Origin of the sequence: Phyllobacterium lublinensis (assembly GCF_020164435.1) — a bacterium.
Lineage (GTDB): Bacteria > Pseudomonadota > Alphaproteobacteria > Rhizobiales > Rhizobiaceae > Phyllobacterium > Phyllobacterium lublinensis.
The window spans coordinates 1-16002 of the sequence record NZ_JAIUDQ010000019.1 but is presented as its reverse complement, the minus strand read 5'-3'; the positions used below and the strand labels follow the sequence as shown (position 1 = coordinate 16002).

General features: G+C 57.3%; 16 protein-coding genes. 12 read left to right on the top strand and 4 right to left on the bottom strand.

Going from position 1 to position 16002, the window contains the following annotated elements; genetic code table 11:
* The first annotated feature begins 6 nt into the window (after window positions 1-6).
* Window positions 7-135, top strand: coding sequence for a hypothetical protein (locus K9U38_RS22050; RefSeq protein WP_255607434.1), 129 nt, complete (start codon window positions 7-9; stop codon window positions 133-135).
* A gap of 274 nt (window positions 136-409) precedes the next feature.
* Here the strand turns inward: K9U38_RS22050 and K9U38_RS19350 are convergent, their stop codons facing one another.
* Window positions 410-817, bottom strand: a complete 408-nt coding sequence (locus tag K9U38_RS19350) for a helix-turn-helix domain-containing protein (RefSeq protein WP_224495993.1) — start codon at window positions 815-817, stop codon at window positions 410-412.
* A gap of 123 nt (window positions 818-940) precedes the next feature.
* Here K9U38_RS19350 and K9U38_RS19345 point away from each other — a divergent pair, with 123 nt between their 5' ends.
* From K9U38_RS19345 to K9U38_RS19335, 3 genes are all read left to right on the top strand, one after another.
* Window positions 941-1288 carry a DUF6634 family protein gene (locus K9U38_RS19345; RefSeq protein ID WP_224495992.1) on the top strand — a complete coding sequence of 116 codons (348 nt, stop codon included), beginning with the start codon at window positions 941-943 and terminating at the stop codon, window positions 1286-1288.
* A gap of 32 nt (window positions 1289-1320) precedes the next feature.
* The gene (locus tag K9U38_RS19340; RefSeq protein WP_224495991.1) at window positions 1321-3888 is read left to right on the top strand and encodes an AAA family ATPase; all 2568 of its coding nucleotides are present in this window, start codon (window positions 1321-1323) and stop codon (window positions 3886-3888) included.
* A 108-nt stretch (window positions 3889-3996) separates the two neighbouring features.
* Window positions 3997-4482, top strand: coding sequence for an Xre family toxin-antitoxin system antitoxin (locus tag K9U38_RS19335; RefSeq protein WP_224495990.1), 486 nt, complete (start codon window positions 3997-3999; stop codon window positions 4480-4482).
* Window positions 4483-4572: 90 nt separating this feature from the next.
* Here K9U38_RS19335 and K9U38_RS19330 read toward each other — a convergent pair whose 3' ends face one another.
* The 3 genes from K9U38_RS19330 to K9U38_RS19320 form a co-directional block, all read right to left on the bottom strand.
* Window positions 4573-4794, bottom strand: a complete 222-nt coding sequence (locus K9U38_RS19330) for a hypothetical protein (protein WP_224495989.1) — start codon at window positions 4792-4794, stop codon at window positions 4573-4575.
* 443 nt (window positions 4795-5237) lie between these two features.
* On the bottom strand, window positions 5238-5420 hold the full coding sequence (locus tag K9U38_RS19325) for a hypothetical protein (RefSeq protein WP_224495988.1): 183 nt from the start codon (window positions 5418-5420) through the stop codon (window positions 5238-5240).
* Window positions 5421-5483: 63 nt separating this feature from the next.
* A complete protein-coding gene (locus tag K9U38_RS19320; RefSeq protein ID WP_224496055.1) occupies window positions 5484-8342 on the bottom strand; it encodes an ATP-binding protein in 2859 nt (952 codons plus the stop codon).
* 113 nt (window positions 8343-8455) lie between these two features.
* Between K9U38_RS19320 and K9U38_RS19315 the strand changes: the two genes are divergently transcribed.
* From K9U38_RS19315 to K9U38_RS19280, 8 genes are all read left to right on the top strand, one after another.
* Window positions 8456-9730: an epoxide hydrolase family protein gene (locus K9U38_RS19315; RefSeq protein ID WP_224495987.1), complete on the top strand. Its 1275-nt coding sequence runs from the start codon at window positions 8456-8458 to the stop codon at window positions 9728-9730.
* Window positions 9731-9758: 28 nt separating this feature from the next.
* Window positions 9759-10199, top strand: a complete 441-nt coding sequence (locus K9U38_RS19310) for an organic hydroperoxide resistance protein (RefSeq protein WP_224495986.1) — start codon at window positions 9759-9761, stop codon at window positions 10197-10199.
* Window positions 10200-10223: 24 nt separating this feature from the next.
* Window positions 10224-11303: an alpha/beta fold hydrolase gene (locus tag K9U38_RS19305; protein ID WP_224495985.1), complete on the top strand. Its 1080-nt coding sequence runs from the start codon at window positions 10224-10226 to the stop codon at window positions 11301-11303.
* On the top strand, window positions 11300-11809 hold the full coding sequence (locus tag K9U38_RS19300) for a cytochrome P460 family protein (RefSeq protein ID WP_224495984.1): 510 nt from the start codon (window positions 11300-11302) through the stop codon (window positions 11807-11809). The genes K9U38_RS19305 and K9U38_RS19300 overlap by 4 nt, the downstream gene beginning before the upstream one ends.
* A gap of 33 nt (window positions 11810-11842) precedes the next feature.
* Window positions 11843-12679 carry an oxidoreductase gene (locus tag K9U38_RS19295; protein WP_224495983.1) on the top strand — a complete coding sequence of 279 codons (837 nt, stop codon included), beginning with the start codon at window positions 11843-11845 and terminating at the stop codon, window positions 12677-12679.
* A 72-nt stretch (window positions 12680-12751) separates the two neighbouring features.
* The gene (locus K9U38_RS19290; protein ID WP_224495982.1) at window positions 12752-13531 is read left to right on the top strand and encodes an alpha/beta fold hydrolase; all 780 of its coding nucleotides are present in this window, start codon (window positions 12752-12754) and stop codon (window positions 13529-13531) included.
* 152 nt (window positions 13532-13683) lie between these two features.
* Window positions 13684-14250: a TetR/AcrR family transcriptional regulator gene (locus K9U38_RS19285; RefSeq protein ID WP_224495981.1), complete on the top strand. Its 567-nt coding sequence runs from the start codon at window positions 13684-13686 to the stop codon at window positions 14248-14250.
* A gap of 50 nt (window positions 14251-14300) precedes the next feature.
* Complete coding sequence (locus K9U38_RS19280) at window positions 14301-15269, top strand: quinone oxidoreductase family protein (RefSeq protein WP_224495980.1); 969 nt, start codon at window positions 14301-14303, stop codon at window positions 15267-15269.
* The last annotated feature ends 733 nt before the right edge of the window (window positions 15270-16002 follow it).

The following is a 16002-nucleotide window of genomic DNA, read 5'->3' as shown; positions in this document are numbered from 1 at the left end:
TGAAAGTTGTTTGAAGCCGGAGTCATAGGGTTCTGGACCCGGGACCTTCAGGTCACGGGCCTGTACCGCCCGAATGAAATACTTGACGACGGCTCCGGCGCGACGGGCGACGCGCTCCATCATATCGAGCCGTAGCTAGCCCGTCGCGATGCTGGGAGACGAACGGGTACGTTCCCTTGGACCCGGGACCTTCAGGTCACGGGCTTGTAGAGCGAGCCGAATTTTCAAGGGTCTTAAGCGGCAGGCGTCAGATATATGGCTACAGACGCCGTATTGAAGCATTGTGGTGTCTCAAATTTGCTAAATTGGTTTCATGCTTGATAGCTCGTGGATATTGGCCCCAAACCTTTAGCCACTTAGAGTGCTCTTTGGATATCGAAGAGTAGCGAATCCTTGCCAACAAGGTGCATTAGCGCCTTTTGGCCTCGGCCAGTTTCTCGAGCGTTCGCTGCCTCCATTCATGCGGGAGGAACATCCCTGGGCCTCTTTCCGGGCGCTCCGGCAAGAACTTGACGCCAATTCCCTCCAATGCATTTTGCACTTTATGGATAGACCCGATCGGACCATCACCTTTCTCAACGCGAAACAGGGTACGCGGGCTGACTCCACTTAAAATGGCCAGTTCGCTTTGGCTCAGGCCTAGCGCCACGCGGGCTGCTTTCAAGAGATCTATGTGCGCGTACATGCCGAGTTTTTGGCATGAAACCCGCCCAATATCCATAAATGTCAACAATTGGCGATTGATACGCAAATAATCGCGAGTCGTTGATAAGTATTTGCGAATTTTTCGCCAACATGACATAGTTTGTCTTAACACAGCGAATCACTTCTAAAAAACTGAATGCGAAGATTCGTTCGCGCAGGCAAATTGTTGCCCGCCAAACCACCGCATAATTACCGCCAATTTGTGCCAACACATTACAAATGAAAGGATTCAGTGATGCTTCTTTTCGGACTCGAAAAAGGTGAGACGGATCTGGACGCCGTAGGGCGCGAAATCCAGCGCATGGAGAAACTTGTCGATGATCTGTGGCGGGTTTCGCTAATTCCCATCCTGAAGCGTTTTGACATTCATGATGCTCCCTTGCTTGACCACTGGCAGCCGGCGAGCAGAAGCGTGCCCTGCCTGATCGGGCTTTCCACCGGACACCCGAAGCTGACGGGTGAAGGCAGGCCGATCATGACGTCCGATCTCGTGCTCTTCTCGGAAAGCGCAGGTTTCGCCAGAACGAGATCACGCTGGTACCGACTGGGCCAGAAGGCCAACGCTGGCGGAAACCTTCAGTAGTTCACGTTCAAGGATTCGATATGGAAAGCCGCATGTTTCGATATCTTATCGCCCGTCTGCGCCACGAGGCGTGGCGGCGATCAATCCGGGTCGCAGTCGATGCAGGATTCGTGGGCGAAGTGGAAAGATCCGTCGAAGGGTTCACAACGCGAATGTTCCACTCCTGCACCGCTATTCCAGATGGTCGCATGCGCAATTTTGAATCGATATTGCGCCGTCTGAACGTCAACCGAAACAAGTCCACGGCCACCGCAGGATTCGATGACGATGAACTGCCAGATGGTGAAGCCTGGTCGGGAAGGTGGGAGGAACCCGATCCCGGATCCAGAAAGCTCACGGGCTATCGCCCGGGATCGAAAAGCCCACGTGACGATACCGCGGATATGTCAACAGTTGTGAAACGAAATACCTCTCGACCGATTGGCGAGAACTTCGCTCGAGAGAATTCAATCCTTCAACGCATTCGGGCTGCCGGGCGATTGCTGAGTCCTGTCGATGTCGCAACGATCCTTCTGGTCACCAAGGCGGTCGAACGCTCAGGTGGTGCCTCCACGGAATTGTCTGCAAGGCTTTCAGAACCAGGGCTGGTTGTCAGCGTGTTCGGCGGCGTCGAAGGATTCGAGGCGAGTTTCATGTCGCTGCTGAAACGCGGGATTTTCGGTCCGCCGTCGGTTGCCCTTGTCGATGGCACGACGATCGGCAAAAGCGGTTCTTTCGTCTATCCAAATCGGACTGCGGTTTCCCGGCGGGTCATCACATTCGTTGGCAGCGAGACCAATGCGCAATATGCCGACCTCGCCGACTGGCAACTGGGCAAGGCCGCCGAACTCGGCGTCCCCGTGCTTGGGGTGACCGAGGGGACGGCGCTGTTGCCGGAACGCATGCTGCCAGCCTCGAGCTTGTCCTTGATCACTGGGCCGCTGACCTATTGCATTGTTGGAGACACTATTGCTTTGGTGTTGGGAGCCGCGGCACAGGACACGCTGGATGACCGGTGTTGTTCATTGTTGACATTGACCGATCTCGCCCTGGCGATCCGGCCGGGCACAGCGCCCGACCTTGCGATAAGCATTCTGCGTGAACTGGCGCTCTCCCGCACCGGCGATCGCTCGGCAAAATCCGGTGGATCGGGAACACCGGGAGCCGCACAGGTTCCGAAAACGCTCGCTTCTGGCGGACGCTACCGAAAACCAATCCACTCGGGATCGGAAATCATCCAGCCGCAGCAGATTGCAGGTGCAAAGAATACCGTTCCCAGCATCGAAACCTTGGCCGGTTACGGCGAGGCGAAAATCTGGGCGATGAACCTGAAAGTAGACCTTGATCTTTGGACAGCGGGCAAAACGCCATGGGCAGATTTGTCGTCAAAGATACTCCTGTGCGGGCCGCCCGGAACCGGTAAGACACTCTTTGCCAAGGCACTGACCAATTCCCTCGGCATTCCGCTCTATGTCACCTCGGTCGGAATTTGGCTTGAGGCCGGTCATCTCGAAGATGTACTTGGGCGGATGCACGCGGTGTTCGCCGAAGCCCAGGCTGCATCGCCGTGCGTTCTTTTCATCGATGAGATTGACGGTGTGGGCAGGCGGCGATCCGCGGTGAGCGGTTCGTCCGACTTGTGGAACAACGTCGTCACCAGGTTGCTTGAACTCCTTGACGGCGCGGTAAAGTTTACGGGTGTCGTCGTCGTCGGCGCGACCAACAATCGCGAATTGATCGATCCCGCCTTGCTTCGTTCGGGGCGGCTGGAAAAGCAGATCACCATAGCCCTGCCTGACGTCGATGCACTTACCGAGATCATCCGTTTTCATATTGCTGGCGATCTAACGGCTGAAGCAGACGATTCCTGTGACGCTGAGACCCGCTTGAAGTGCCAGACACCGGAGCCTGACAAGTCGGCTATCCGACGCCTGGCTGGTCTCGCAATCGGCAAGACCGGGGCTGACATCGAACGCGTGGTCCGCGAAGCACGGCAAGCCGCACGACGGGACCAGCGACCGTTCACCATCGCCGATGTCGAAGCAAATTTGGGTGAGGACAAGCCAGCGAAGACCGCAGCGATCCTGCAACTCTCGGCCATCCATGAAGCTGGCCATGCAATTGCATGCCTGGCTTTCGGCAGGAAGATCATCGAGATGATCACCATCAACGACAGTCAGGGAAGGTCATATACAGAAACAAGCGATGCCATCGACGATGGGTCAGCCCAAGCGTTGTGCGATGGTATCGTGACCTGGCTAGCGGGACGAGCCGCCGAGGAAGTGCTGCTTGGCGGCGTGAGCCGAGGGTCCGGCGGCAGCGGCGAAAGCGATTTGGCGAAAGCCACAGAAATGGCTTGCATGCTCGAGACGTCATATGGCTGCAATTCGCAACACCCGCTGCTCTATCTCGGTTCAATCGAACCATTCAGCCTGCTGGCGGGCCGCCAGGATATCGCGTTTGCCGTCAATGAGCGTCTTGAAGCCTGTTACGCGATAGCGAAGGACTTGATTGGACGAAACCTCTATGCGGTCAAGGGACTGGCCGACATGCTTTTGAAGCATGAAACCCTGGAGGGCCCAATCCTGAGCAAGACACTGGAAGGCCTCGTAATATCCTGACGTGGGTCGAGCAAACCGCCGGTGGATGTCGCGAAAATCACTGGGAAATAAGTACTGAGCGGTGAAATGGTTCTATTCCGGAAGCGTCAATAGCGTGGGAAGCAAGCGATGGCAGCCTTGGCAATAAACGATCCTCGCATTGACCGTCCATCGGAAATTCGTCGTGTGACAGATTTGCTTGGAGGTAAGGAATCCTTTGCGAGCCTACCGAAGGATTCCCTCGACGTTCACGATATGCTGTTGCAGGGATTGCCGTTTCAGGGTCTCGCCCACTTGATCGGCAACCTTTCAGTCATCCGCAAGACAGTCTTCTTGGAACAAGCGATTGGCATGAGCTCGCAGACGTTCCAGCGGCGCAGGGTTGATCCGCTGAAACCACTCAATCGGGAGCAAAGTAGTCGCGTATGGAAGTTCGCTGAGATTTTGTCTGAAGCGACAATTGTGTTCGGCTCGCAAGCGGATGCTGAATGTTGGTTGGAACAGCCAGCGATCGGTTTGAACCGACGCCGTCCCATCGATTTGCTCGCCACCATAGCCGGCATCGAGATTCTCCACGAGTTGTTGGGGCGGCTTGAATATGGCGTTTACGCGTAATAACTCACGCGGCTGTAAGGATATCTACATTCCGCTCGCCACCTGTTTTTCCGGAACCATGAAGGAAGGGCAGCCGCGAGCGGAGTGTTGTCAGGCTCTGAGAACTTTCGGCACATACGGCAGTGAGCGGTCTGCCTCGCGTACCAGTTCGTAGCGTTGCCCAGTCCGCTGGTAGAATTCGCGATATGCTTCCAGCACATGTATATAGCGCTTGTATTCAGCAGCGCGGGCCTTGGCGTCGGCGCTCGCGTCGTCCGATACGCAGAAATGCCGTTTCCTCAACTTCAGAGCGACTGAGTTGATCTCCGTCATGTGCGTTTTTCCACTCGGCTCCTTGAACAAGATTCTTCCAGCGTAGAAGCGCGGCGTCGGCATCCAGTTCGCGTTGAGGCTGTAAGCTTCCGATACGTAGATTATATAGTCGCCTTTAGTTTTGCGGATCTGTCGCGAATTGGATTCTTTCATTTGGTCTCTGGGTCCTGTGCTGGTGTGTAGGGACCATTCAAGGATTGCCGGTCCCCGTGGCCGGCGCAACGCCGACTATCCAAAGAGTGGAACGGATCCAAAAACTTGATTGCTAGCCAGGCACTAATGTCCATCTCTGGCGCGACGCTGCCGTTTGGCGATCGTCACGCGACTGACCGCTTTGCGCCTTCATACCGGACGTTCAGATCGCTCTGGCAATTTTCCCAAAGCTGCCGTTTGTCTTGGTCGGCCAGAACGTGATCGCGGCTGGGTCAGCCAAGAAAACAAGTCTACCGCCGACGCCCCTTGAAGCCGGCAAGGCAAACTCCGAGGTCCGGCGCCCTGGCATCGCCGGCTCGCACCGAGATCGAAAGGCTCGCCAGCAGAGTGTCGATATCGCTGATTGCAAGGCTGACCTTGCCGGTGTTATCAGACAGAACCTGGTCCAGCCAGTCAATGACACGGCCACCCATGCCGATGCCCAGCCAGAAGGTGTCGCTGGCGGCGATAGCGATTGTTGCCTGAAATTCTCCCTATTAGCGCAGTGTAGCCAAAAGGTCGGTCGCCGCTCTAACATCAGCAGTGGAGAGACCATCAACAACTTGTTCGCACAACAGCTGCAACAACGCTTGCGCATGGTCTGTCTGGCCACGGTCAACGTAAAGCTGAGCCAAATCGGTTCCGGCACGCAGTTCCCACGCGCGTGCACCCTGACGCTGGCTTAGTTTGATTGATGACTGGATACACCGCTCCGCTTCATCCACGCTGGCTTGCGGAGTTTTCAGAGAAAGATTGCCCCTCACGCGCAATAACTCAGGCATGTAGCAAAGATCGCCTCGTGACTCCACCAATTCGATTGTTGTGTCTATCAGCGAGAAGGCTTCATCAAATCGATTCGTGGCAGCAAGGCCCTGAACGAGTGCGATGTTGAGGGGGGTGGTCAGAAGTTCATACGGCGCTGCGTGGAGTTTCTCCAACGCCTCCTGCAGAGCTCCTATACCATCCCTTGCGTGGCCGCGCCGGACCGCTAGTTCCCCCTTTAAGCCACGTGCGACAGCAAGATATGGTCCGAGTGAGTGAGGTTCGGCTCGAGACAAGAGCCAATCAATGTATTGATCTGCACCGTCGAGGTCTCCCGTCCACAGCAACAACGAAGCAGCCCATATCAAAGCTATTGATAGCGTCAACGGATGGTCCTTGTTTGCAGCCTCTGAGAGCGTCAGGTTCACCCGCTCCAGTGCCTGATCGGCAAAACCTTGCAGCCACAGGTTCCTTGCAAGAATAGCACCTGCCAGAACTTTACTATCGAAGCCAAGATAGAGGGTGGTGTTGTGTCGAATGAGCGGACCAGGAACCAGTGCCGACTCAAGCTCTGTGTGGGCCGCGTCAAGCTGTCCGCCAAGATGAAGGGATATCCCCATCAGGGAATGAGCCAGGGTAACAGACACTGTGTCCTCAAGCGCTCTAGCCACGGTCGAGCAGTGTTTCGCATAGTTCAGTGCGGCTTTAAATTCTCCAGTGCGTAAGTGAAACATCTGAAGCGGACCGAGTACCTGAAGCTGATCAAGCGGCCCGCCGTATTCTTCGGCGATCGCGAAGCTCCGTTTCAGGGCAACACGCGCTGCATCCTTTCCCCCAAGTGTGAACATCAGGGATACTCCTGAGGCTGCAAGAAGATGCATCGCGTCTCGTTCGTGGCCAACGGTGCAGTCCAAGGCCAGAAGCGCCCGCTCTGACCAGCGATGACATTCGGTCAGTAGAGACATCGACAGAAAAACCGGAGCGGCTGCAACTGCTAAACGTACCGCGATTTCAGTGCTGCCGCCGGAATCAAAGCAAGATTCGAGTGCCGCTCGCGCGTTGGCGAGACCTGCCAGATGCAGCGCCCGCTGTGCCGCGCTTTCCAAACTCGGCCACTCGTCCCCGGTTTCTTCCAGCCACCCAAGGTAGTAAGTCGCGTGACGTTCTACCAAGTCCGACAGTTCTGTCTCGTCAGTACCTGTTTCGAGGGCGTAGGCCCGCGTTGTGTCCAGGAGACGGTACCTTATCGTAGCCCCAACCGGCGCAGTCGCGACCATCGACTTGGCCACAAGGCTGTCGATGATGCCAAAAACCAGCGTTTGATCTATGCTCGGACTTGTCACGACCGCCAGGGCAGCCTCGATCGTAAAATGCCCTACGAACACAGCAAGGCGGTGAAGCACTATACGCTCCAATTGGGAGAGGAGCTGATAACTCCAGTCGATCGCGGCCTGCAGGGTTTGCTGGCGTTGAGGTGCGGTCCGCTGTCCCTGCCACGACAATGTCAGGCGATGGTCGAGAAGCGCGGCCGTTCTTTCAAGGCCAAGGCCGCCGACCCGCGCAGCGGCTAGTTCAATCGCCAGCGGCACCCCATCGAGCTTCCGACAGATGCTTGCCACGATTGCAGCCTCCGCGTCGCGAAGCTTGAGCTGCGCACCGCTGGAATTCGCCCTTTCCACAAACAACTGCGTTGCAGCGAACGTTTCGGCAACCGCTGTGGTGAGCAGCGGATCGTCCGGTGGGCAGGCGAGCGTCGTCAATTTGTGGACGTGCTCTCCTTCGACTCTCAGCGCTTCACGACTTGTTGCCAAAATGTGAACTTGGGGTGCAGCGGTGTAGATGCGTGACGCCAATGCGGCTGCCGCCTCTATGACATGCTCGCAGGTATCGAGAATAAGCAGGATCCGCTTGTCCGCCAGGTAGGCACATAAACCCGGTATCGCGTCATCGGACTGCACCGACAGCCCCAATATGGAAGCTATCGTCGTCGCCACCAGACGTGGGTCACTGAGCGCGCCAAGATCAATAAATTGGACAGCACCCGCAAAGGCTTCGATCAAATCATGGCCCAAGGCCACCGCAACCGTGGTTTTGCCGACGCCGCCAGCGCCCAGTATTGTGACAAAACGCGTAGCCAGCAGTTGAGCGGACAGGGTACAGGTCACATCATCCCGCCCCACCATTCGTATTAATCGGCTTGGTAAGTTGGCATGAGTAAAATCAGCGCGACCCTCACCGCGTATTGCGCTCTGGTCGCTTGGACGCGAAATAGGTGCAACGAAACAGTAGCCGCGTCCTGTCAGGGTTGCGATATACCGGGCACCCTCCTTTCCGTCAGCCAGCGCTTTGCGCAGATTGGCCATATGAAACCGCAGGCTTCCTTCCTCCACCGTGATGTCGGGCCATGCGCGGGCTAACAGGTCTTTTTTACTGATAATCTGGTTGGGCTTGGCGGTCAAAGCGATCAGGATATCGAGGGCTCGCGCGCCAAGCTCGACCGGGACCCCTTCGCTCGACAGGAGCCGTTTCCTTGGGGCCAGGACGAATGGGCCAAATACTATTTCATCCCCGGCTGTCACCGTCTCGTCTCTCATGCCATTCCTCGCGCTCGCGGCAGCTAACAGAACATAACAGCGCATAACGGGCGTTTCCTGCGCTCTCAATCTAAATATGCCCACAGAAGTCGCTTTTTTCGAGGAGTATCGTCATGCCCGTAACATCATTATTGCCGACGCGGCGTCATTTTCTGATCGGCTCTGCCGCCGCGGGTGCCCTGAGCATTCTTCCGACGCGCGTGCGTGCATCGGTCGAAAGCGATGCGATCCGTCCTTTCCGGGTCGACGTTCCGGATCAAGCGCTTGCCGATCTGCGCCAGCGACTGGTGATGACGCGCTTCCCTGCCCGGGAGACCGTCATCGACCAGTCCCAGGGCGTGCAACTCGCCAAGCTTCAGGAGCTGCTGCACCACTGGGCGACGGATTACGACTGGCGGAAGGTCGAGGCAAAGCTCAACGCCCTCCCCATGTTCGTAACCGAAATCGATGGCCTCGACATTCACTTCATCCACGTCCGTTCCCCCCATGAGAACGCCCTGCCGATGATTATGACGCACGGCTGGCCCGGGTCGATCCTGGAGATGATTAAGGTGATCGGGCCACTCACTGACCCAACAGCGCATGGCGGCAGCGCCGACGACGCGTTCCATCTTGTCGTGCCCTCGATCCCCGGCTTCGGATTCTCCGGAAAACCAACTGCGACGGGTTGGGGCTCAGACCATATTGGCCATGCGTGGGCGACGCTCATGCAGCGGTTGGGATATGACCGCTACGTGTCACAGGGCGGTGACTGCGGCTCGGTCATCTCGCATCGCATGGCGCTGCAGAATGTACCGGGCCTGATTGGCATTCACGTCAATATGCCCGGGACTGTCCCGAAAGAGATTGCGTCCATCCTTTCTGCAGGTGCACCGGCTCCAGACAATCTGAGCGAAAAGGAAAAAGCGGCTTTCAAGGCGCTTGATACCTTTTACAAAGACAGCTCCGGCTATGCCGCCATGATGGTAACGCGGCCGCAGACAATCGGTTACTCGCTGGTGGATTCACCCGCCGGCCTCGCTGCATGGATGTATGAGAAGTTCGCGACATGGACTTACAGCGACGGGAATCCGGAGAAGGTATTGACCCGCGACGAAATGCTCGATGATATCTCGCTTTATTGGCTGACGGGTACCGGAGCCTCTGCGGCGCAAATCTATTGGGAAGACCATTCCAACAATTTCAACGCCGTCGACATCGCGACGATGCCCGTGGCAGTGAGCGTCTTTCCTGGAGAGATTTATTGCGCGCCGCGGACCTGGGCTGAGCGGTGTTACCACAACCTAGTCTATTTCAATGAAGTCGAAGACGGCGGTCATTTTGCCGCTTGGGAGCAGCCACAGCTCTTCACCCAAGAGGTGCGGAACGCGTTCAGGTCGCTGCGCTGATGAACGGTATCTCTGAGGAAATCATATGATGAGCCGGCATGAGACGTTGCTCTATACCGCTAGGGTCCGCACCACCGGCGGGCGTGAAAACGGCAAGTCCCGCAGTTCTGATGGCCGACTCGACATCAGGCTTTCGGTGCCCGGCATCCCAGGCAGCGGCACCAATCCCGAACAGCTGTTTGCCGCCGGCTGGTCGGCTTGTTTCGAAGGGGCGATTCAGATTGAAGCCAAGCGAACGAACGTCGCACTTCCGGCAGACCTGGCGATTGACGCCGAGGTGGATTTGAATGTCTCGGGCGGCGCTTATTTTCTCCGTGTCCGCCTGAACGTCAGCCTGCCTGGCGTCGAGGACGACGTCGCCCGCGCCTTGCTGAATGCCGCCCATCAGACTTGCCCGTATTCCAAGGCTACGCGCGGCAACATAGATGTCGCAATCAATCTGGTCAAAATTACCCCCCATCAAGCCTGATGCATACTTGAAGGAAATCCTGATATGGCCACCAGCAAAACCTCTGAACCTATCAATCACACTCGCCGCCGCTTTTTTGGAACAGCGGCCGCAGCTTTTGCCGTTGCCGAACTCGCTATCACCGGGACTGCAAACGCCCAGGCCGAGAAGACACCGCCAAAGCTCTCAGCTACCGTCCCTGCGCCGCGCACGTCTTTCCGCTCGCTGAAACAGATCGATGCAGGCGATTTGAACGTGGGATATGCCGAAGAAGGTCCCGCCGACGGATCTCCGGTCATTCTTTTGCATGGCTGGCCATACGACATCCACAGCTACGTCGATGTCGTTCCAATCCTGGCGTCGGCCGGGTACCGGGTCATCGTCCCCCACTTGCGCGGCCATGGCACCACACACTTTCTATCGGCTGAAACGGTCCGGAACGGCCAGCAAGCGGTGATCGCGGCCGATGTCATCGCCCTGATGGATGCACTCGCGATTAAAAAAGCGGTGATCGGCGGCTACGATTGGGGCGCACGGACGGCCAACATCGTCGCGGCGCTTTGGCCCGAGCGCTGCAAGGCCATGGTCTCCGTCAGTGGTTATCTCATCGGGAGCCAGGAAGCCAACAAGATGCCACTGCCGCCCGAAGCCGAGCTCGCATGGTGGTATCAGTTCTACTTCGCCACCGAGCGCGGCAGGGCCGGTTACGAGAAATACACGCGGGATTTTGCCAAGCTTATCTGGCGGCTTGCATCGCCGCGGTGGAAGTTCGACGATGCCGTCTTTGACCGCAGCGCTGCCGCCTTTGACAATCCGGATCATGTCGCCATCGTAATTCACAATTATCGCTGGCGGCTCGGCCTGGCTGAAGGCGAATCCAAGTATGACGATCTTGAAAAGCGCCTGGCCCAAGGTCCAATCATTACGGTGCCAACCATAACCCTCGAGGGCGATGCCAACGGGGCACCCCATCCCGACGCCAGCACCTATTCCAAGAAGTTTTCCGGCGAGTATGCACACCGCGTGATAAAGGGCGGCATCGGCCACAACCTGCCTCAAGAAGCGCCTCGCGCGTTCGCCGAGGCTATCATCGACGTCGACGGTTTTGAGGAGCGTGCCCCATGAAAGCTGGTCATCTGGTGTTTCTTGCCGTCGCAGCGGGATCAGGAATCGCGGCAGTTGCGGCCGCCGCCGACGGCGATCCCAATGCGCGGGCAGCGTCGCCGATCTACGGCGTCACCATTCCCGAAGGTTATCGGCAATGGGATTTGATCGCACCGGCCCAGGAAGGCGAACCTCTCAATGAGCTTCGGGCGGTCCTCGGGAACACGATTGCGGTGAATGCGTATCGCGAAGGGAAACTTCCTTTCCCCGACGGAACCATCCTGACGAAGCTCGCCTGGAAGCATGTTCAGTCGCCCGAATTCGAACCGGCCTCCATTCCCGGCGCTGCGACGACGGTCCAGATCATGGTGAAGGATACAAAGAAATACCCGGCCACCGGCGGCTGGGGATTTGGCCGGTTTGTGGATGGCAAACCAGTAGACGCAGCCCAGCACGAAACGTGCTTCGCCTGCCATGAGGCCCGCGTAAAAGATCACGACTTCGTCTTTACGCGGTTTGCACCTTAGTGACGCAAAGCGTTTATTTGAGGAGAAGGATTCATGTCGCAACGGTGGTTTATAACGGGCAGCTCGCGCGGTATCGGCCGGGCCCTGTCGGAAGCTGTGCTCAACGCCGGTCATCGCCTCGTCGCCAGCGCGCGGGAAACGAAGCTGCTAGCTGACCTCGAAGAGCGTTATGGTGATGCTGTTAAAACGGTCGCGCTTGATGTGACGGATCCGGTCGCCGCTGAAGAGGCCATGCGCATCGCCCGTGATAATTTCGGCGGAATTGATGTCCTGGTGAACAATGCCGGATACGGCAACATCAATTCTGTCGAAGATACCGACCTTGATGATTTTCGCAGGCAGATCGAAACCAACTTGTTCGGAACCATCATCGTTACCAAAGCCGCTATTCCTTTAATGCGGGAGCAGCGTTCCGGTCATATCATCCAGTTCTCGTCGGTGGGCGGCCGGATTGGTGCGCCGGGCCGAGGCCCCTACTCCGCTGCCAAATGGGGTGTCGAGGGCTTCTCTGAAGTTCTCGCCCGGGAGATGGCGCTCATCGGCGTCAAGGTCACTATCGTTGAGCCCGGAGGTTTCCGCACCGATTTCGCTGGGTCCTCAACCGAACTGAATGAAGGCCGGCCCGAATACGAGGCCGTCGTCGCTCAGGCCGCGCGCGTGCAGCGTGAACTAAACGGACGGCAGCCGGGCGATCCGTCACGCGCCGCCCAAGTCATACTTGAGGTCGCCGCAATGGACCGGCCGCCATTGCGGCTGCCGCTCGGCAGCGATGCTGTGGCCGCCATCGAGCAGGCTGATCGGACGAAGCTGGAAGAACTGGAACACTGGCGGACCCTTAGTGTATCCACCGACTATCTGCAGAAAGCATGAGGCTGATCCACGGCCGACCAAGCGTTCACAAACTGAAGCGGCTCGATAAAAATGTCAGAAAGGAAAATTCGGATGAAACTTTTATTGGCGGCGCTCGCGTCCGCGAGCGTCCTATTGAGCGGTTTGCAGGCACAGGCACAGCAGCCTGCCAAACCCACTATCGTCCTTGTGCATGGTGCGTTCGCGGATACATCGAGCTGGAACGGCGTCATCAAAATACTAGAAAAAGATGGCTACCCGGTCGTGGCGGCCGCCAATCCCCTGCGCGGTGTCGCGAACGATGCGGAATATATCGGCAATATCGTGTCCGGTATAAACTCCCCGGTGGTTCTGGTGGGCCATTCCTACGGTGGCAGTGTCGTCAGCTCGGCGGCAAACAGCCATGACAACGTGAAAGCCCTCGTCTATGTCAGCGCGTTTGCGCCGGAAGCGGGCGAAACCGCCGTTGGCCTGACAGGTAAGTTTCCAGGGAGCACGCTCGGTCCGACACTCGCGCCGCCCGTCAAGCTCTCTGGCGGTGGGACCGATCTCTACATACAGCAGGACAAGTTCCACGATCAATTTGCAGCGGACGTCCCCCAGGCCGATGCCAAACTAATGGCCGCAACACAGCGGCCGGTTACAGAAGCCGCCCTGAATGAGGCATCGGGCGATCCAGCCTGGAAACATATTTCCTCGTGGTTCGTCTACGGCGACAAAGACAAGAATATACCGCCGCAGTCGCTGGCATTCATGGCAGAGCGGGCGCATTCGCACCATACCGTCATCGTCAAAGGTGCTTCGCATGTGGTGATGGTCTCAAATCCAGAACCAGTTGCGCGGCTGATAGAAAGCGCAGCCGTTGGCAAATAGCTGACGTCCCGGCGCGAACCATCTCAGAAGGGCAGCATCGTGATGCTTCCTTCTGCTTGCCTGATGATGGGCCATGCGGCGTTTCCATGCCGGACTAATTTACTTCACAGAGTCATTCTTGACACATCGTTCCATTATTTCTAGATAAGAGTATGGCACGGACTAAGGAATTCGATAAAGAAATGGCGCTGGACGCGGCAATCGGCGTGTTTCGCGAGCATGGCTTCGACGGCACATCCACGGACATGCTTGTGCGCGCCATGAAGATCGGGAGGCAGAGCCTCTATGACACTTTCGGCGACAAGTGGAAGCTTTACTGCCTCGCCGTGGAGCGCTATTCGACAGAGGAAACCAATGCACACCTCGTAATGCTGCGCAAGGAACCGCGCGCAGTCGATAGTATCCAGGCGATGATGGACCGCGTGGTAGAAACGGCGGAGCAAGCCTGCCTCGGCATCAGTTCGATTTGCGAGTTCGGCCAAAGCCGAGCAGAACTCACACACATTTATCAAACCGCGGACCGACGTCTGACACACGCCACGCGCGAGCGCTTGGACGAGGCTCAAGCCGCAGGCGATGTAACCGGAACGTTGTCCTCCGACGAGATGGCAGATTTCCTTTTTGCTAGCGTCGCGGGCATCCGCATCGCCGCACGCAGCGGGGCAAGCCGGAAGCAGTTGAAATCCCTCGAACGCCTGGCGCTTCGCGCGATTGAATAGGTAAAAATTTTGGCCAATTTTGGAACAATCAGTCAAGAAAAGGAGAAGTCATGAAAGCCGTGGTTATGAAAAAAGTCGGAAGCACCGACGTGATGGAATTCGTCGATCGCCCAGATCCGGTGGTGATGCCGGGACATGCCGTCGTCGAAGTCGCCGCCGCCGGTGTGAACTTTATGGACATTGGGGTGCGCCAAGGCATGGCGTGGACTGAGATGACGAATCCGAAAATTCTCGGCGTTGAAGGCGCGGGGCGCGTGTTATCCGTCGGCAATGGGGTCGACGGGTTTGCAGTCGGAGATCGGGTTGCCTGGGTCTACGCACCCGGAAGCTATGCCGAGCGCCATTCAATTTTGGCAGATTCACTTGTTAGAATTCCCGACGCCATCGACGATCGTACGGCCGCATCAGTCATGATGCAGGGTCTGACCGCCAGTCACTTTGCCACCGACTTCTATCCTGTGAGGCCGGGGGACATCGCTCTCGTTCATGCGGCTGCCGGTGGGTTAGGCCTTCTACTGACCCAGATCATAAAGTTGAGGGGCGGACGCGTGATCGGACGGGTCTCTTCGGAAGACAAGATAGCGGCAGCAAAGGAAGCTGGTGCCGATCACCTTATCGTCGATACCGGGGGCCAGTTCGCAGAGGACGTCCTCCACCTGACCGGGGGGGAAGGCGTTAATGTTGTCTATGACGGTTCGGGCCCCAGAACGTTCCAGGGCTCACTCGATTCGCTGCGCCGCTCCGGTACGTTCTGCTGGTACGGGCCGGTGCTCGGTGGCCCCGGTCCACTGGACATCATGAGCCTGCCCAAAAGCATCAAGATCGGCTACGCGACCTTTTTCGACCACATCCACACGCCCGAACTCTTTCGCGCCCGCGTGCAGCGGCTTTTTGGCTGGATCGAAGACGGTTCGCTGACGTTGAAGATCGGTGGCGTCTATGCGCTTGCTGAAGCCGCTCGGGCGCATACCGACATGGAAAGCCGGGCCACAACCGGCAAGCTGCTGTTGATTCCATAATGGACGATAAACAGGTCCACGGTCGGCTTTGGTCTTCGATCAATCCGAAGAGCGTCGTTCCCGATGTGGACAAATCGCCGTAGCTGTCCATGCGGCAGCAACTTTGTGTTCGAGTTCGACAAGAACGGCGTGGCTGGCATCCAGACAGCCCGCCTGACCCAATGGCGAAACTGTGACCCACAACCTGCAGTTCCAAATGAGGCATTATGCGATTTTCGAAGCACGGAGCGGCGGCAGACTCGGCACAGGGGCTCACGAACATCTTGACGAGCCACGTGCCGCATTAAGCGCGCAAGGCTTCGCTCCGCAAGCGGTTCGCGTCGGCAGCGGCAGCGGCAGAATCTATCGGCCTCTAAACCAAATTTGGAGCGAGTCCTAATCTGCCCAAACCGCGACAGAGTACAGGTTTTTGCGAGCGCCAGATCGCTGGCAACCGCGCTGCAAAGTTCATTGCTGGTGAAGTAGGCTAGCGGGCGCCTCTCTTTATTTCTTAGACTGATTTTCCTCTGCTTCTTCCAGCCTGTTTAAGAGCTCTTGAAAGTGTTGGTCAATCACTGGAAGCTTATGCCCAGTTTGCATTTTTTCGGTGAAGTCGGGGTTGCGGCTTCCACGCTTAAAAACTTCCGCCGTGGCCCTCAGGCACCACTTCTACATCCTAGATAAAATGTTCGCGATGATCAGCGCTAGGGCCACTACTGCAGCCACGGAACCGTTACTGCCGTGAGACGTTGCC